16 protein-coding genes are annotated in these 17,705 nt (G+C 67.3%); 6 read left to right on the top strand and 10 right to left on the bottom strand.

The window, feature by feature from the left end:
* Positions 1–4: 4 nt before the first annotated feature.
* Positions 5–409, top strand: a complete 405-nt coding sequence (locus ACTJI2_RS07330) for a type II toxin-antitoxin system VapC family toxin (protein ID WP_141452957.1) — start codon at positions 5–7, stop codon at positions 407–409.
* Positions 410–455: 46 nt separating this feature from the next.
* On the top strand, positions 456–3,059 hold the full coding sequence (gene acnB / locus ACTJI2_RS07335) for a bifunctional aconitate hydratase 2/2-methylisocitrate dehydratase (RefSeq protein WP_440841596.1): 2,604 nt from the start codon (positions 456–458) through the stop codon (positions 3,057–3,059).
* Positions 3,060–3,155: 96 nt separating this feature from the next.
* Here acnB and ACTJI2_RS07340 read toward each other — a convergent pair whose 3' ends face one another.
* Entirely contained in the window at positions 3,156–3,998 is an 843-nt protein-coding gene (locus ACTJI2_RS07340; protein WP_440841597.1) for a LysR family transcriptional regulator, read from the bottom strand.
* Between the two features lie 148 nt (positions 3,999–4,146).
* Here ACTJI2_RS07340 and ACTJI2_RS07345 point away from each other — a divergent pair, with 148 nt between their 5' ends.
* Positions 4,147–5,655: an MFS transporter gene (locus tag ACTJI2_RS07345; RefSeq protein ID WP_440841598.1), complete on the top strand. Its 1,509-nt coding sequence runs from the start codon at positions 4,147–4,149 to the stop codon at positions 5,653–5,655.
* 29 nt (positions 5,656–5,684) lie between these two features.
* On the opposite strand, the gene hflD is transcribed toward ACTJI2_RS07345, so the two are convergent.
* Genes hflD through ACTJI2_RS07365 form a run of 4 tightly spaced genes read right to left on the bottom strand, consistent with a single transcriptional unit; the run spans position 5,685 to position 8,373 of the window.
* The gene (gene hflD / locus ACTJI2_RS07350; RefSeq protein ID WP_183641499.1) at positions 5,685–6,296 is read right to left on the bottom strand and encodes a high frequency lysogenization protein HflD; all 612 of its coding nucleotides are present in this window, start codon (positions 6,294–6,296) and stop codon (positions 5,685–5,687) included.
* Positions 6,293–7,411 (bottom strand): tRNA 2-thiouridine(34) synthase MnmA, encoded by a 1,119-nt coding sequence (gene mnmA / locus ACTJI2_RS07355; protein WP_440841599.1) that lies wholly within the window; start codon positions 7,409–7,411, stop codon positions 6,293–6,295. Before mnmA ends, hflD begins: the two co-directional genes overlap by 4 nt.
* A complete protein-coding gene (locus ACTJI2_RS07360; protein ID WP_440841600.1) occupies positions 7,408–7,872 on the bottom strand; it encodes an NUDIX hydrolase in 465 nt (154 codons plus the stop codon). Before ACTJI2_RS07360 ends, mnmA begins: the two co-directional genes overlap by 4 nt.
* Before the next feature lie 15 nt (positions 7,873–7,887).
* Entirely contained in the window at positions 7,888–8,373 is a 486-nt protein-coding gene (locus ACTJI2_RS07365) for a hypothetical protein (protein WP_183641493.1), read from the bottom strand.
* Positions 8,374–8,450: 77 nt separating this feature from the next.
* Between ACTJI2_RS07365 and clpS the strand changes: the two genes are divergently transcribed.
* Together clpS and clpA are read left to right on the top strand one after the other, a co-directional pair.
* On the top strand, positions 8,451–8,771 hold the full coding sequence (gene clpS, locus ACTJI2_RS07370; RefSeq protein ID WP_141452949.1) for an ATP-dependent Clp protease adapter ClpS: 321 nt from the start codon (positions 8,451–8,453) through the stop codon (positions 8,769–8,771).
* 124 nt (positions 8,772–8,895) lie between these two features.
* Positions 8,896–11,178, top strand: a complete 2,283-nt coding sequence (gene clpA, locus ACTJI2_RS07375) for an ATP-dependent Clp protease ATP-binding subunit ClpA (protein ID WP_183641491.1) — start codon at positions 8,896–8,898, stop codon at positions 11,176–11,178.
* Between the two features lie 170 nt (positions 11,179–11,348).
* On the opposite strand, the gene infA is transcribed toward clpA, so the two are convergent.
* The 5 genes from infA to trxB all read right to left on the bottom strand — a co-directional run bounded on the left by infA (position 11,349) and on the right by trxB (position 14,964).
* On the bottom strand, positions 11,349–11,567 hold the full coding sequence (infA, locus tag ACTJI2_RS07380) for a translation initiation factor IF-1 (RefSeq protein WP_079726088.1): 219 nt from the start codon (positions 11,565–11,567) through the stop codon (positions 11,349–11,351).
* An 86-nt stretch (positions 11,568–11,653) separates the two neighbouring features.
* Entirely contained in the window at positions 11,654–12,400 is a 747-nt protein-coding gene (aat, locus tag ACTJI2_RS07385; RefSeq protein ID WP_440841602.1) for a leucyl/phenylalanyl-tRNA--protein transferase, read from the bottom strand.
* Positions 12,401–12,447: 47 nt separating this feature from the next.
* Positions 12,448–13,587, bottom strand: a complete 1,140-nt coding sequence (locus ACTJI2_RS07390; RefSeq protein ID WP_440841603.1) for a GNAT family N-acetyltransferase — start codon at positions 13,585–13,587, stop codon at positions 12,448–12,450.
* Positions 13,588–13,591: 4 nt separating this feature from the next.
* Complete coding sequence (locus ACTJI2_RS07395) at positions 13,592–14,011, bottom strand: GNAT family N-acetyltransferase (protein WP_183641485.1); 420 nt, start codon at positions 14,009–14,011, stop codon at positions 13,592–13,594.
* Complete coding sequence (trxB, locus tag ACTJI2_RS07400) at positions 14,011–14,964, bottom strand: thioredoxin-disulfide reductase (protein WP_141452944.1); 954 nt, start codon at positions 14,962–14,964, stop codon at positions 14,011–14,013. The genes ACTJI2_RS07395 and trxB overlap by 1 nt, the downstream gene beginning before the upstream one ends.
* A 321-nt stretch (positions 14,965–15,285) precedes the next feature.
* Between trxB and ACTJI2_RS07405 the strand changes: the two genes are divergently transcribed.
* Complete coding sequence (locus ACTJI2_RS07405; RefSeq protein WP_318289015.1) at positions 15,286–17,652, top strand: DNA translocase FtsK; 2,367 nt, start codon at positions 15,286–15,288, stop codon at positions 17,650–17,652.
* The last annotated feature ends 53 nt before the right edge of the window (positions 17,653–17,705 follow it).

Raw genomic sequence — 17,705 nt, forward strand, 5'->3', positions numbered from 1 at the left:
CGCGATGATCGCCCTGGATTCCTCCGTCCTCATCGACCTGCTGGCCGACGGTCCGCAGGCCGACGCCGCCGAGGCCTGCCTGCGGCAATGCCTGAGCGCCGGACCGGTGGTGATCTGCGAGGTCGCGCTGGCCGAAGTGTGCAGCGCGTTGCGCGATGGTTCCGAGGCGCTGGCGGTGCTGGAGGAGATGAGCATCCGTTTCAGCGCGCTGGAAGCCAAGTCGGCGCTGCGCGCTGGCGAGATGCAGCGCCGCCACCGCCAGCGCGACGGTGCCAGCCACCGTGCCGCGCCCGATTTCCTGATCGGCGCCCACGCGCTGCTCCAGTGCAATGGCCTGATCACCCGCGACGATCGGTTCTACCGCGAATACTTCAAGGGACTGAAGTTGATCGTTCCCGCCGCGGAATAAGTCCCACCCGTTGTTTCCCGTCACCTCACCGCATTCCGGAGTCACCATGTTGGAAGCCTATCGCCACCACGTAGCCGAGCGCGCCGCGCTGGGCATTCCGCCGCTGCCGCTGTCGGCCCAGCAGACCGCCGAGGTCATCGAACTGCTGAAGGCGCCGCCGGCCGGCGAGGGCGACTTCCTGCTGGACCTGATCACCCATCGCGTGCCCGCCGGCGTCGACGACGCCGCCAAGGTCAAGGCTTCCTACCTGGCCGCGGTCGCCTTCGGCAGCGAGCAGTGCCCGCTGATCAGCCGCGAGCGCGCCACCGAACTGCTGGGCACCATGCTCGGCGGCTACAACATCCATCCGCTGGTGGAACTGCTGGACGACGCCTTGGTCGGCACCATCGCCGCCAACGCGCTCAAGCACACCCTGCTGATGTTCGACGCGTTCCACGACGTTCAGGAGAAGGCGCAGAAGGGCAACGCCAATGCCCAGTCGGTGCTGCAGAGCTGGGCCGACGCCGAATGGTTCACCAGCCGTCCGGAAGTGCCGCACTCGCTGACCGTCACCGTGTTCAAGGTGCCGGGCGAGACCAACACCGACGACCTGTCGCCGGCGCCGGACGCGACCACCCGCCCGGACATCCCGATGCACGCGCTGGCGATGCTGAAGAACAAGCGCGACGGCGCGCCCTTCACCCCGGAAGAAGACGGCAAGCGCGGCCCGATCGCGTTCATCCAGTCGCTGACCGAAAAGGGCCATCCGGTCGCCTACGTCGGCGACGTGGTCGGCACCGGCTCCAGCCGCAAGTCGGCGACCAACTCGGTGCTGTGGTGGACCGGCGAGGACATTCCGTTCATTCCGAACAAGCGTTTCGGCGGCGTCTGCCTGGGCAGCAAGATCGCCCCGATCTTCTACAACACGATGGAAGATGCCGGCGCGCTGCCGATCGAACTGGACGTGTCGAAGATGGACATGGGCGACGTGGTCGAGCTGCGTCCGTATGAAGGCAAGGCTTTGAAGAACGGCGAGGTGATCGCCGAGTTCCAGGTCAAGAGCGACGTGCTGTTCGACGAGGTACGCGCCGGTGGCCGCATCCCGCTGATCATCGGCCGCGGCCTGACCGCCAAGGCGCGCGAGGCGCTGGGCCTGCCGGCGTCGACCCTGTTCCGTCTGCCGCAGAACCCCGCCGACACCGGCAAGGGCTACACCCTGGCGCAGAAGATGGTCGGCCGCGCCTGCGGCCTGCCCGAAGTCAACGGCGTGCAGCCGGGCATCCGCCCGGGCACCTATTGCGAGCCGAAGATGACCTCGGTGGGTTCGCAGGACACCACCGGCCCGATGACCCGCGACGAACTGAAGGATCTGGCCTGCCTGGGCTTCTCCGCGGATCTGGTGATGCAGTCGTTCTGCCACACCGCCGCCTATCCGAAGCCGGTCGACGTCAAGACCCACCACGAACTGCCGGCCTTCATCAGCAACCGCGGCGGCATCTCGCTGCGTCCGGGCGACGGCGTGATCCATAGCTGGCTCAACCGCATGCTGCTGCCCGACACCGTCGGCACCGGCGGCGACTCGCACACCCGCTTCCCGGTGGGCATCTCGTTCCCGGCTGGCTCCGGCCTGGTCGCCTTCGCCGCCGCCACCGGGGTGATGCCGCTGGACATGCCCGAGTCGGTGCTGGTTCGCTTCAAGGGCCAGATGCAGCCGGGCGTGACCCTGCGCGATCTGGTCAACGCGATTCCGCTGTACGCCATCAAGCAGGGCCTGCTGACGGTCGCCAAGCAGGGCAAGAAGAACATCTTCTCCGGCCGCATCCTGGAAATCGAAGGCCTGCCGGATCTGAAGGTCGAACAGGCGTTCGAACTGTCCGACGCCTCGGCCGAGCGCTCGGCCGCCGGCTGCACGGTGCACCTCAACAAGGAACCGATCATCGAGTACATCAACAGCAACATCACGTTGCTGAAGTGGATGATCGCCGAGGGTTACCAGGATCCGCGCAGCCTGCAGCGCCGCATCAAGGCGATGGAAGCCTGGCTGGCCGACCCGCAACTGCTCAAGGGCGATGCCGACGCCGAGTACGCGGCGGTCATCGAAATCGACCTGGCCGACGTGCACGAGCCGATCGTGGCCTGCCCGAACGATCCGGACGACGTGAAGACCCTGTCGGAAGTGTCCGGCGCGGTCATCGACGAAGTGTTCATCGGTTCGTGCATGACCAACATCGGCCACTTCCGCGCCGCGTCCAAGCTGCTGGAAGGCAAGCGCGACATCCCGACCAAGCTGTGGGTCGCGCCGCCGACCAAGATGGATGCCGCCGAGCTGACCAAGGAAGGCCACTACAGCACTTTCGGCACCGCCGGCGCGCGCATGGAAATGCCGGGCTGCTCGCTGTGCATGGGCAACCAGGCGCAGGTGAAGGAGGGCGCCACCGTGTTCTCCACCAGCACCCGCAACTTCCCCAACCGCCTGGGCAAGAACTCGAACGTCTACCTGGGTTCGGCGGAACTGGCGGCGATCTGCTCGCGCCTGGGCCGCATCCCGACCAAGGCCGAGTACATGGCCGACATCGGCGTCATCAACGCCAACGGCGATCAGATCTACCGCTACATGAACTTCGATCAGATCGCCGACTACAAGGACGTGGCGGACACCGTCGCCGCGTAAGCGGCCAGGTGGTGGTTGCCATACGAAAACCCCGGCGAAAGCCGGGGTTTTTCGTTGCCGGGAAGGCGTCTTCCGCCACTGCGCATCGACGCGCGATCACGAATGGTCGCGCAGCAGCCGCACGAACTCCTCGTCCGCCGCGGTCTGCTCGCCGGGGCGGCGCACCAGCACGTACTCGGCCTTCGGCAATGCCGGCAGGCCCAGTTCGTCGTTGACGATCTTCAGACCCGGCACCAGTTCGGTTTTCGTCATCACCGCCACGCCCAGCCCGGCCAGCGTCGCCGCGCGCAGGCCCTCGTTGCTGGCCGAGGTGAAGGTGAAATGCCAGGGCTGGGCGGCGCGCTCCAGCGCCGCCAGGCCGATCTGACGGCGCAGGCAGGGCGAGGGCGCGAACGCGAGCGGCAACGAATCGCTGGCGGGCGGCGCGAAGTTGTCCGCGGCGCTCCAGACGAACTGGGTGCTGCGCAACAGCAAATCCTCTTCCTGACCCGGTTCGGCCAGCACCACCGCCATGTCGAGTTCGCCGGCGGCGACCATCGCGCGGAAATCCGGGCTGGAGGAGACGTTCACTTCCAGCCGTACGCACGGATGGCTGCGCGCGAACTGGCCCAGCAGGGTCGGCAGGCGCGAACCCAGGTAGGTATCGGCCACGCCGAAGCGGATCACGCCGGACACCGGCGAGAGATGGAAGCGCCGGGTCAGCGCGTCGGACGCATCGAGGATGCGCTGGGCGTGGCTGAGGAATTCCTCGCCGTCCTCGGTCAGGGTCAAGCGACGGGTGGTGCGGTGGAGCAGGGGACGCCCGACCTGTTCCTCTAGCCGGCGGATCTGGTGGCTGATCGCCGACTGGGTCAGGTGCAGGCGCTCGGCGGCGCGGGTGAACCCGCCGGTCTCGGTGACCGCGATGAAGGCGCGCAGCAGGGAGGGGTCGAAGTCCATGACTAACCAATGACGAAAATTACTGGATTGGAATAAATTAAATCATTTCCCTCATTTAATGGGGTTTCCGACAATGGCTCCACGTCCCGAGTGGCCGCTCCGCCTCCCTTTGTGGAGGCTGCCCGCGGCCCTGTCCACTGGAGCCCCCATGTCCGCTTCCCTGTCTTCCCGGAACAGGACGGCGCTGTTCGCCGTCTGCCTCGCCTCGCTGATGTTCGGCCTGGAAATCTCCAGCGTGCCGGTCATCCTGCCGACCCTGGAGCGGGTGCTGGGAGGCGATTTCCGCCAGATGCAGTGGGTAATGAACGCCTACACCATCGCCAGCACCACGGTACTGATGGCGGCCGGCGCGCTGGCCGACCGGTTCGGTCGCCGGCGGGTGTTCCTGATCAGCGGCCTGTTGTTCGGTGCCAGCTCGGTGATGTGCGGACTGGCGGGCGACGTGACGACGTTGATCGTCGCGCGCGCCCTGCAGGGCATGAGCGGCGGCGTGCTGCTGATCTGCATGCTGGCGATCCTCTCGCACCAGTTCCGTGATGGCCGCGAACGCGGCAAGGCGTTCGCGGCATGGGGCGTGGTATTCGGTTTCGGGCTGGGCTTCGGACCGCTGATCGGCGGCGTGATCGTGGCCGTGTCCGACTGGACCTGGGTGTTCCTGGTGCACGGGCCGATCGCCGCGCTGACCCTGCTGCTTGTGCTGACGAGCGTGGAGGAATCGCGGGATCCGCAGGCACGCCGGCTCGACTGGGCCGGGATGGTTTCGCTGTCGCTGGCAGTGCTGGGCCTGGCGTTCTACCTGACCCAGGGCGGCGAGATGGGATTCGCGCGACCGGCATCGCTGGGCGTGCTGGCGGCGACCGTGTTCTTCCTGGCGATGTTCATCGTGGTGGAGCGGCGGGTGCCGCATCCGATGTTCGACTTCTCGGTGCTGCGCAACCGCGAGTTTTCGGGCGCTCTGCTGGGATCGATGGGCATGAACTTCAGTTTCTGGCCGCTGATGGTGTACCTGCCGCTGTACTTCCATGGCGTGCTTGGCCTGGGCGAATTGGCCTCGGGCGTGGCGCTGCTGGCGTATACCTTGCCCGCGCTGGTGTTCCCGCCGGTGGGCGAGCGCTTGTCGCTGCGTTACCGGCCCGGCCTGGTGATACCGGGCGGATTGTTCACCATCGGTGCCGGCTTCCTGCTGATGCACTGGGGCGTGGGCGCGAGCGAGCCGGGACTGTGGAGCGTGTTGCCGGGCGCACTGGTCGCCGGCATCGGCCTGGGCATCACCAACACGCCGGTCACCAACACCACCACCGGTTCGGTATCGCCGGATCGCGCCGGCATGGCATCGGGCCTGGACATGAGCGCGCGCCTGATCTCGCTGGCGGTCAACATCGCCCTGATGGGCCTGCTGCTGGTGCGCGGCGTGCAGTCGGGCCTGGGAGGGATGCCCACTGACGCGGGCGAGGCGGCGAACCTGCGCGTGCTGGCCGAGCGGATCGCCGCGGGTGACGTGGCCGGGATTGCGGCGGCGCCGGCCGCGCTGGCGCACGGATTCGGCTGGATCACCCTGTATGGCGGGCTGAGCGTGTGCCTGCTCGCGTTCGCCAGCCTGGTGCTGTTCGGCGTGCCGGCCGCGGGACGGAACCGGCGGGCCACCTGCGCCGGTTGAGCCGGCGGCCTGCCCCGTTCAACCAGCCCTCAGTTCAACCAGCCGTCGACGGCCGCGGCCATCGCGCGGCGCGAGAACAGGAAGTCCCAGTAGCTGCCGCCCAGTTGCCGCCACAGCACCGCCGCGCGCACCGCCGCCAGCAGGATCGCGCGGATTTCGGCGACCACGCCGGGCTGGCCGAGGTAATGCGGATTGCCCTGGACCATCACCCGCGGGCGCAACTGGCTGAGGGTTTCGGCGTAGAGGTTGCCGAGCGCGGCGATCACTTCCGGGTGGGTGCTGCCGAGCTGGCCGGATTGCGGGGACAGCTTCTCCACGCCCTGTCCGATCGCATCGATCAGATCGTTGCGGCGGATGAAGCGACGCTCCAGCTGCAGCACCGCCATGCCCAGGCGGGGCAGGGTGTCTTCCTTGTTCTCGCCGGTCAGGTAACCGCGCAGCAGGCGCAGGCCGGGATTCAGTTCGGAGGCGCGGCCAAACACGCCCGCCGTGTCGACGGCGTCCAGGCGGAACACGCTGTCCAGTGCGGTCTGCACCACGGCGGCTTCGGAATGGCCGGTCTCGGCGATGCGGCGGACCTGGTGCAGCGCCTGCGCCAGTCCGGCCAGGGCCAGGACACGTTCGGAAAACTGGTTGCTCAAGCCGCTTGCTCCGCGATTCTTCGTTCCAGGGGGGCGTCGGTGGCGGCGATGACCGCGCCGCCGAGGCAGACGTCGCCGTCATACAGCACCACCGACTGGCCGGGCGTGACCGCACGCTGCGGCCGCGCGAACGCGACCTCCAGCCGGCCATCGTCGGCGACCGTCACCGAGCAGGGCTCGTCGGCCTGGCGGTAGCGTGTCTGCGCGGTGCACTCGAAGCGCGTGGACGGCGCACTGCCGGTGGTCCAGTGGGCCGGCTCGGACCACAGCCGGTTCGATTGCAGGTAGGGACTCAGGGTGTCCTGGTCCACGTACAGGATGTTGTTGGCCACGTCCTTGCCGACCACGTACCAGGGCGCGGCGGGACGCCCGCGCACGCCGCCGATCTGCAGGCCCTCGCGCTGGCCGAGGGTGAAATAGAACACCCCCGGATGCTCGCCGATGCGCTGCCCCTGCGGATCCCGCATCTCGCCGCGGCGGGCGGGCAGGTAGCGGCCGAGGAACTCGCGGAAATCGCGCTCGCCGATGAAGCAGATGCCGGTGGAATCCTTCTTGTCGTGGGTCGGCAGGCCGGCCTCGCGTGCGACCGCGCGCAGATCCTGCTTCTGCATTTCCCCGATCGGGAACAGGGTCGCCGACAACTGTTCCTGGCCCAACTGGTGCAGGAAGTAGCTCTGATCCTTGCCGCGGTCGATGCCGCGCAGCAACTGCCAACGTCCGCCATGGAAACCGATGCGCGCGTAGTGGCCGGTGGCGATCTTCTCGGCGCCCAGTTCGCGCGCGGCATCGAGGAAATGCTTGAACTTGACCTCGCGGTTGCACAGCACATCCGGATTGGGCGTGCGGCCGGCGGCGTATTCGGCGAGGAAATGTTCGAACACGCCCTGCCAGTACTCGGCGGAGAAATCGCGGAAATGAAACGGAATCCCGAGCCGGCCGCACACGGCCACCGCGTCGCGGCGATCATCCTCGGCCCGGCATTCGCCGCTGCCGTCGTCGGCCCAGTTCTGCATGAACAGTCCGGCCACGGATTCACCGGTCTGGACCAGGCGCAGCGCCGCCACCGACGAGTCGACCCCGCCCGAGACCCCGACGATGACGCGCGGCGTGCTCATGCCAGGTGGTGGAGCATGTCCAGCGGGTAGCGGCGGCCGCCCAGGTAATCCTCGACCGCCTGCCACACCAGCGGACTGCGATGGCGCGCCTGCGCCTGTTGCAGCTCGGCCGGGGTCAGCCAGTGGGTCTGGACGATGCCTTCGTCCAGCGCGCGCTCCGGATCGTGGCGCACCGGCTCGGCGGCGAAGGCGAAGCGCAGGTAGTGGCGGTCGGTTTCGGTGGCCTTCCACTGATAGGCGCCGACGAACGCGGTCAGGTGCACGTCCCAGCCGGTTTCCTCGCGGGTCTCTCGCAGGGCGGCGTCGAGCAGGGTCTCGTCCGGTTCCAGGTGGCCGGCGGGCTGGTTGAACACCAGCCGGCCCTGGGCGCGTTCCTCGACCATGAGCAGGCGGCCGTCACGCACCACGATGGTGGCGACGGTCACGTCGGGTTGCCAGAATCGGCCTTCGCGATAGCTCATGGGCGCATCCTGGAATCAATAGTCGTCGGAAGCCGGATCTTCGGCCAGTTCGACTTCCATCGCGTCGGCCGAAACGGCGGCGGCGGAAATGGCGTCTTCCAGCAGTTCGGTGCTGGCGTCGGCCGGCAGCTTGACCACGTAGACGGCGCTGCGATCCTGCTTGACCCAGGAACCGAGGATCAGCGCGTTGGAAGCGTCCAGCAGGCGGTTGGCGACCACCGCCGGCAGCGATTCGCTCGGCGACTGGTAGGCATACGACCACAGCTCGCGGACCCGGTGCTTGCCGTAGGTCTCCACGGTCGAGCGGATATAGACGATCTGGCTGCGCTCGTCGTTGTCGCCGGTGGCCATCAGCAGCTTGTAGTCGCCATCCTCGTCCACCTCGTACTCGTAGCCGAGCCCCTTGAGTTGCTTGGCGATGGCCGGATCGGCATCGGCGGCGTGCGCGGCGGGCAGGCCCGCGACGGCGGCGAGGACGAGGGCAAGGGCGGCGTATTTCATCAGCGGGCAGTCCATTGGGGGAAAGGGGTTAATTGTGCGTGCAAGCTCGTTGGGCGTCCAATCCGTATAATTGCCACATGTCCCGCAAGCATGAAAACGAACGCGACCACGCCGTCCTGGTGGAAACCGGAAAACCGGAGGTGGCGCCGCCGCCGCTCTACCAGGTGGTGTTGCTCAATGATGATTACACCCCGATGGATTTCGTCGTGGTGGTCCTGCAACAGTTCTTCGGCATGGACCTGGAAAAGGCCACCCAGATCATGCTGCACGTCCACACCCGGGGCCGCGCCGTCTGCGGGGTCTACACCCGCGAGGTGGCAGAATCCAAGGTGGCCCAGGTCAACGAATTTTCGCGGGTGAACCAGCACCCGCTGCTGTGCACGATGGAGAAGTCCTGAGGTTTTGATGTTTGGGCGCCGCCGGCCCTTGCAAGGCAACGATTCCTGAACACTGAAATCCGGATGGGTGATGGAAATCCACCCCTCAGGCCGCATATTGTCGGCATCGGCCCCGGAGGCGACCATGTTCAGCAAAGATCTCGAGCAAACCATCGGCCAGTGCTACAAGCGCGCCCGCGAAGCACGGCACGAGTTCATGACGGTGGAGCACCTGCTGCTCTCGCTGTTGGAGAACCCGTCCGCGCAGGCGGTGCTGAAGGCGTGTGGCGCCGATTCCGGCCGCCTGCAGCAGGAACTGGAACAGGCCATCGAGGCCTCGGTGTCCCGCCTGGCCGAGGATGACGGCCGCGACACCCAGCCCACCCTAGGCTTCCAGCGGGTGCTCCAGCGCGCGGTCTACCACGTGCAGTCCTCGGGCAAGAAGGAGGTCACCGGCGCCAACGTGCTGGTGGCGATCTTCGGCGAGAAGGACTCGCACGCGGTCTATTTCCTCAACCAGCAGGACGTCACCCGCCTGGATGTGGTGAATTACCTGTCCCACGGCATCGCCAAGCAGGGCGAGGACGGCGAGGCCCAGGGCGCCCACGAGGGCGAGGGCGGCAAGACCGAGGCCGGCGAGGGCGACGGCAAGGGCGATGCCCTGACCGAGTTCGCCAGCAACCTCAACGACCTGGCCCGGCAGGGCAAGATCGATCCGCTGGTCGGGCGCGCCGACGAGATCGAGCGGACCATCCAGGTGCTGTGCCGCCGCCGCAAGAACAATCCGCTCTACGTGGGCGAGGCCGGCGTGGGCAAGACCGCCCTGGCCGAGGGCCTGGCCAAGCGCATCGTGGACGGCGAGGTGCCGGAGGTCCTGCTGGACGCCACCATCTACTCGCTGGACCTGGGCGCACTGGTCGCCGGGACCAAGTACCGCGGTGATTTCGAGAAGCGCCTGAAGGGTGTGTTGGCGGCGATCCGCAAGATTCCCGGCGCAATCCTGTTCATCGACGAGATCCACACGATCATCGGCGCCGGTTCGGCCAGCGGCGGCACCATGGATGCCAGCAACCTGATCAAGCCGGCGCTGGCGTCGGGCGAACTGCGCTGCATCGGTTCGACCACGTTCCAGGAATACCGCGGCATCTTCGAGAAGGATCGCGCATTGGCGCGGCGCTTCCAGAAGATCGACATCGTCGAGCCGACCGTGGGCGAGGCGTTCCAGATCCTGCAGGGCCTGAAGCCCCGCTACGAGGCCCATCATGGCGTCACCTACGCCGACGAGGCGCTGCAGGCCGCGGTGGATCTGTCGGTCAAGCACATCGGCGACCGCCTGCTGCCGGACAAGGCCATCGACGTGATCGACGAGGCCGGCGCCCGCCAGCGGCTGCTGCCGGAAGGCCAGCGCAAGGATCTGATCGACATCGAGGAAATCGAGACCATCGTGGCGAAGATGGCGCGCATCCCGGCCAAGCAGGTCACCTCGTCCGACAAGGACGTGCTGCAGCACCTGGAGCGCAACCTGAAGATGGTGATCTTCGGTCAGGATCCGGCCATCGAGACCCTGGCGTCGGCGATCAAGCTGGCCCGTTCGGGGCTGGGCAATCCGGACAAGCCGATCGGCAATTTCTTGTTCTCCGGTCCCACCGGCGTGGGCAAGACCGAGGTGACCAAGCAACTGGCGCTGCAACTGGGCATCGAGCTGGTCCGCTTCGACATGTCCGAGTACATGGAACCGCATTCGGTGAGCCGCCTGATCGGCGCGCCCCCGGGTTATGTCGGTTTCGACCAGGGCGGCCTGCTGACCGAGAAGATCGTCAAGACCCCGCACTGCGTGCTGCTGCTGGACGAGGTCGAGAAGGCGCATCCGGACATCTTCAACATCCTGTTGCAGGTGATGGATCGCGGCGTGCTCACCGACACCAACGGCCGCGAGGCCAACTTCAAGAACGTGATCCTGGTGATGACCACCAACGCCGGCGCGACCCAGGCCTCGCGGCGTTCGATCGGCTTCACCCAGCAGGATCATTCGACCGACGCGATGGAGGTCATCCGCCGCAGCTTCACCCCGGAATTCCGCAACCGCCTCGACGCGGTGGTGCAGTTCCAGGCGCTGGGCTTCGACCACATCCTGCGGGTGGTGGACAAGTTCCTGATCGAACTGGAGATGTTGCTGCAGGAGAAGCACGTCAGCCTGTCGGCGACGCCGGCGGCGCGCGACTGGCTGGCCCAGCACGGTTTCGATCCGCTGATGGGCGCGCGCCCGATGGCGCGCCTGATCCAGGACAAGGTCAAGCGCCCGCTGGCGGACGAACTGTTGTTCGGCAAGCTGATCAACGGCGGCCGGGTCAGCATCGACGTGCGCGACGGCGAACTGGTGGTGGAAACCCAGGCCGAACCGGAGAAGCTGTTGCCGGTGACGGTCTGAGGCCGGAGTCCGTCCCGGTGACGGGATGGCTCGTTCGAAGCCGGAGCGGCCACGCTCCGGCTTTTTTGTTGCCGGGTGCGGGGCGGGGGACCGGGCCGCCGCCGATGCGCCAGACGTCAAAAACAAAAAGGGCGCCAAAGGCGCCCTTTTTAATCAAAAGCTTATCGTAATTACTTCATGCGATACGTGATGCGACCCTTGGTCAGGTCATAGGGGGTCATTTCGACCTTGACCTTGTCGCCGGTCAGGATGCGGATGTAGTTCTTGCGCATGCGACCGGAAATGTGGGCGATGATTTCATGCCCGTTTTCCAGCTTGACCCGGAACATGGTGTTGGGCAGCGTTTCGGTAACGGTGCCTTCAAATTCGATGGAGTCGTCTTTCGACATGCAGACCTGTGCTGTGCGGCCGGAGACGGCCAGGGCGATAAAGTCCGCCATTGTACGCCGCTGAGGCGCCGCGCGCAAAAATACCGTTAATGCCCGGTGGCGTCCGCCATTCGGGCGGCGGGAAACTCGCCAAAGCGAGTGGTCCAGGCCGCCGTCGGCTCGGGCTGGTCCACCAGGCCGCGGATCTGGTGCAGGAACCCGGCGCGCGGGAGACGCTCGGCGCCCAGGCTCAACAGGTGGGGGTTCTCCACCTGTGCATCGATCAGCGGCCAGCCCCAACCGTGCAGGGTATGGGCAAGTGCGGCGATGGCGACCTTGGAGCCGCCGCTGTCCGCGCTGAACATGCTCTCGCCGAAGAACATCCGGCCGATGGCCACCCCGTACAGGCCACCGACCAGGCGGGCGCCGTCGAACACCTCGATGGAATGCGCATGGCCCGCCCGGTGCAGGGCCACGTAGGCGTCCTGCATGGATGGAGTGATCCAGGTGCCGTCCTGGCCCGGACGCGGACGGGTGGCGCACTCGGCGATCACCGACTCGAAGGCGGTATCGGCGCGGACCCGCCAGGTCGAGCGGCGCAGACCGCGCCGGAACCGCGAGGCGAGATGCAGCCGGTCGGTGCGGAAAACCATGCGCGGGTCCGGCGACCACCACAGCAGCGGCTGGCCCTCCGAGAACCAGGGAAAGATGCCGCCGCGGTAGGCGTTGAGCAGCCGCGGCAAAGTCAGGTCGCCGCCGACCGCCAGCAGGCCGTCGGGTTGGCGCAGGGCGAGCTCCGCGGGCGGAAACGGCGCATCGGGTTCGGGCGCGAGCAGGAAGGGACGCTGGCTCATCGCGACATTATCGGCATCGGGCGCGGCATGTCGCCACGTGGTCGGGTTCAGCGCGCGCTGGCCTTGAATGGCGAATGCGCGCCCAGGGTGGCGGCGTAACGGCGCACCGCCAGGGTTTCCTCCTCGCACCAGCGGCCCAGCGCCTCGGCGAACGCGGGATCGGCGATGCGGTGGCGGCTGCGCACGAACACCGGCAGGAAGCCGCGCGCGATCTTGTGCTCGCCCTGCGCGCCGGGTTCGAACACCCGCAGGCCCTCGCGCAGGCAGTATTCGATGCCCTGGTAGTAGCAGGTCTCGAAATGCAGGCCCGGCAGGTTCTGGCGGCAGCCCCAGTAGCGCCCGTACAGGGTGTCGCCGCCGCGCAGGCACAGCGCACCGGCGATGGCTTCGCCGTCGCGTTCGGCCAGGAACAGCACCAGTTGGCGTGGCAGGGCCCGGGCCAGATGGTGGAAGAACTCGCCGGTCAGCGCGGGCGAATTGCCGTAGTCGTGGAAGGTCTGCAGGTAGAAGCCGAACATGGCGTCCAGCTCGGCGTCATTGGCATCGCCGCCATGGACGGTCCGGAAGGTCACGCCGGCACGCGCGACCCGCGCGCGCTCCTGGCGGATGTTCTTGCGGTGCTTGTGGTCGAAGGCGGCCAGGAAGGCGTCGAAATCCGTCCAGCCGGCGTCGTTGCGCCAGTGGTACTGCACGTCGGTGCGGGACAGCCAGGTCGGGTCGAACGCGGCGTCTTCCGCCTGCGGATGGAAATTGACATGCACCGAGGACAGCCCGTCCTCGTCCGCGCGTTCGGCCAGTGCGTCGATCAATTGCCGGCGCGAGGCGGCGGTGGGCGCCAGCAGGCGCGGGCCGGTCACGGGCGAATAGGGCACCGCGCACAGCCACTTTGGGAAGTAATCGCGTCCATAGCGCGCGTACGCCTGTGCCCAGGCATGATCGAACACGAATTCGCCGTGCGAATTGTCCTTCAGGTACGCCGGTGCCGCCGCGACCAGCGTGTCGCCTTCCCACAGCGTCGCGTGGCGTGGCGTCCAGCCCCAGTCCGCGCGCACGCAGCCGTGCCGTTCCAGCCCGGCCAGAAATGCGTGCGAGACGAACGGATTGCGGCCATCGTGCAGCGCGTCCCACGCGGCGGCGGGAATCGCCGACAGATCCTCGAGCAGGCGGAGACGGGGAGGGGCGGACACGGTTTCAGCCGCCGCGGTAGACGTCCGGATCGTGCTTCTGCATGTGCCGCTCCGGCTGGCTCAGCGCCTCGAATCCGAATCCGGCGTACAGCGGCTGCATGTCGCGGGTGACCAGATGCAGCCGGCGCAGCCCTTGCAGGCGCGGATCATCCAGCAGCGCGCGCACGATGGCGCGGCCATGACCCTGGCCGCGATGGGCCTCGTCGACGAACACGTCGGCGAGGTACGCGAAGGTAGCCTGATCGGTCACCGCGCGCGCGAAGGCGATCTGCGAGCCGTCGAGGAAACCGCAATAGCAGATCGAGTGATCCAGCGCACGGCGCAGGGTGGCGGCGGGAATGCCCGCCGCCCAGTAGGAATCGCGCAGGAACGCGTGGACCCGTTCGAAATCCAGCTCCGCCGGGTCCGCGCTGATGCGCAGCATCAGGCGTCCTTGTCGAGGAACCGCTCGGCGTCCAGCGCGGCCATGCAGCCGAAGCCGGCCGAGGTGATCGCCTGGCGGTAGTGCTGGTCGGCCACGTCGCCGGCGGCGAACACGCCCGGCACGGTGGTGGCGGTGGCGCCGCCGTCCAGCCCCGACTTGATGGTCAGGTAGCCGTTGTTCATCCCCAACTGGCCCTCGAACAGGCTGGTGTTGGGGGTGTGGCCGATCGCCACGAAGAAGCCGTGCACGTCCAGGTCGCGGGTGCTGCCGTCCTGCACCGACTTGACCCGCAGGCCGGTCACGCCGGCCTCGTTGCCCAGCACCTCGTCCACGGTGTGGTGCCAGACCGGCTCAATCTTGCCGGCCTGGATTTTGGCGAACAGCTTGTCCTGCATGATTTTCTCCGCGCGCAGGGTGTCGCGGCGATGCACCAGGTAGACCTTGCGGGCGATGTTGGCCAGGTACAGGGCTTCCTCGACGGCGGTGTTGCCGCCGCCGACCACGGCCACGTCCTGGTCGCGGTAGAAGAAGCCGTCGCAGGTGGCGCAGGCGGACACGCCGCGGCCCTTGAAGGCCTCTTCCGAAGGCAGGCCCAGGTACTTGGCGGTGGCGCCGGTGGCCAGGATGAGCGCGTCGGCGGTGTATTCGCCGTTGTCGCCGATGAGCTTGAACGGACGCTGGCCCAGGTCGGCGGTGTGGATGTGGTCGAAGATGACTTCGGTGTCGAAGCGCTCGGCGTGGGCCTGCATGCGCGCCATCAGGTCCGGACCCATCAGGCCGTGGGCGTCGCCGGGCCAGTTGTCCACCTCGGTGGTGGTCATCAGCTGGCCGCCCTGCTGCAGACCGGTGATGACGACGGGCTTGAGGTTGGCGCGGGCCGCGTAGACGGCGGCGGTCCAGCCGGCCGGGCCGGAGCCCAGGATCAACAGGCGGCAGTGCTTCGAAGTGCTCATGTATACTCGCGGAGAAGGTGGATTGGCCTTGCGATTGCAACGGCTGGCACGCCGTCGCAGGCGACATAGAGTGCGGGTGTGATCAGGTTCGATCAAGGCGCGCGGATGGAATGCGGTGATGCGCAACAACACGCGAGCGGCACGCGGGCCACGGCCCGGCGACAGGCTGGCGATCAGCGACAGGGCGCCACGGTAGCGCCTTTTTTTCTGCGGGCTTTCCCGGGCCGGACGCCGAGACGGCGTGATTCCGAGGGCTGAAATCTGCCAATGTTTCGTTTATTATCAAAGACTAATGGCATATTCCTAAGGTCTCATCGAAAGGTGGCGAAACCAGCATCCGAAAACGGCAAGGGCAAGGGCGCCAACGCGGCCGCGCGCAAGCAGGCAACCGCGACGGCGAATCCGCGCCGGCAACGCCTGTGGCGCGATCTCGCGTTGATCGTGATCGCGCCGCTGCTGCTCTATCTCTTCGCCAGCCTGTTCTCGTATTCGCCGGACGATCCCAGCTGGTCGCAGGCGGGCAGCGTCACCGCGCCGATCCAGAACTGGGGCGGCAAGGTCGGCGCATGGCTGTCGGCGCTGCTACTGTCGTTGTGCGGTTATGTCGCGTTCCTGCTGCCGGTGATCCTCGGCGCGGTCGCCTGGATCGCGTTGTTCGGCATGGACACCGATGGTGACGGCGAAGCGGATCTGGGGCCGGCGCTGCGGCTGGTCGGCATGGTCGGCTTCCTGATTTCCTCCACCGGCCTGCTGTTCCTGCGCGGGGTGCCGGCCCAGCATTTCTCCGACGGGCCGGGCGGCATCCTCGGCACCCTGGTCGGCAAGTCGCTGCTCAGCGGCTTCGGTGGATTGGGCGGCAACCTGTTTCTGCTGGCGCTGTTCCTGGTCTCGGTGACCCTGGCCACCGGCCTGTCCTGGTTCGCGGTGATGGAGCGCATCGGCAAGGGCGTGCTGGCGCTGCCGGGCATGTTCCGCAAGGGCAGCCAGCAGGCCGCCGAATGGCAGCAGACCCGGGTGATGCGCGAAGAGCGCGAGGAAGTGCGCCGCGCCGACGCGGTGCTGCGCGCCAAGCGCGAGCCGGTGAAGATCGAACCGCCGCCGGCACCGGTGATCGAGAAGAGCGAGCGGGCCAAGCGCGAGCAGCAGATCCCGCTGTTCCATGGTACGGGCGGGGACGCCTCCGGCTTGCCGCCGTTGTCGCTGCTGGACGATCCCAAGCCGCAGACCAAGGGCTATTCCGAGGAAACCCTGGAAACCCTGTCGCGCCAGATCGAATTCAAGCTCAAGGACTTCCGCATCGACGCGCAGGTGGTCGGCGCCTATCCGGGCCCGGTGATCACCCGCTTCGAGATGGAACCGGCGCCGGGCGTGAAGGTCAGTCAGATCAGTTCGCTGGACAAGGACATCGCTCGCGGCCTGAGCGTGAAGTCGGTACGCGTGGTCGACGTGATTCCGGGCAAGTCGGTGATCGGCCTGGAAATCCCCAACACCAGCCGCGAGATGATCTTCCTCAGCGAGCTGCTGCGTTCGAAGGAATACGACAAGTCCGGCAGCGCGCTGACCCTGGCGCTGGGCAAGGACATCGCCGGCCGCCCGACCGTGGCCGACCTGGCGCGCATGCCGCACCTGCTGGTCGCCGGCACCACCGGCTCGGGCAAGTCGGTGGCGGTCAACGCGATGGTGCTGAGCCTGCTGTACAAGGCCTCGCCGAAAGAACTGCGGATGCTGATGATCGACCCGAAGATGCTGGAACTCAGCGTCTACCAGGGCATCCCGCACCTGCTGGCGCCGGTGGTCACCGACATGAAGGAGGCCGCCAACGGCCTGCGCTGGTGCGTGGCGGAGATGGAGCGCCGCTACAAGCTGATGAGCGCGGTGGGCGTGCGCAACCTGGCCGGCTTCAACAAGAAGGTCAAGGACGCGCAGGACGCCGGCCAGCCGTTGATGGATCCGCTGTTCAAGCCCAATCCGGATCTGGAGGAGGCGCCGCGCCCGCTGGAACCGCTGCCGTTCATCGTCATCTTCATCGACGAATTCGCCGACATGATGATGATCGTCGGCAAGAAGGTCGAGGAACTGATCGCCCGCCTGGCGCAGAAGGCGCGCGCCGCCGGCATCCACTTGATCCTGGCCACCCAGCGTCCGTCGGTGGACGTGATCACCGGCCTGATCAAGGCCAACATCCCGACCCGCATCGCGTTCCAGGTCAGCTCGAAAATCGACTCGCGCACCATCCTGGACCAGTCCGGCGCGGAGACCCTGCTGGGCCACGGCGACATGCTGTACCTGCCGCCGGGCACCGCGATGCCCGAGCGCATCCACGGCGCCTTCGTCAGCGACGACGAGGTGCACCGCGTCGTCGAGCACCTCAAGGCCACCGGCACCGCCGACTACATCGAGGGCGTGCTGGAGGAGATCCAGACGATGGGCGATGGCGTGGTGGTCGGACCGACCGGCCTGCCGGAAACCAGCAGCGGTGGCGGCGACGAGAGCGACCCGCTCTACGACGAGGCGGTGCGCATCGTCACCGAGAGCCGGCGCGCGTCCATCTCCGGCGTGCAGCGCCGGCTGAAGATCGGTTACAACCGCGCCGCCCGCCTGATCGAGGCGATGGAGGCGGCCGGGGTGGTGTCGCCACCGGAACACAACGGCGATCGCCAGGTGCTGGCGCCGCCGCCGCCCCGTTGATGCGCCGGGAAACCTTCGCGCGCCGGCAGCCTGAACGCCGGTTCATGGCGTGC

It is taken from the genome of Pseudoxanthomonas sp. 22568, from assembly GCF_052044485.1.
GTDB classification, from domain to species: Bacteria; Pseudomonadota; Gammaproteobacteria; order Xanthomonadales; family Xanthomonadaceae; genus Pseudoxanthomonas_A; species Pseudoxanthomonas_A beigongshangi.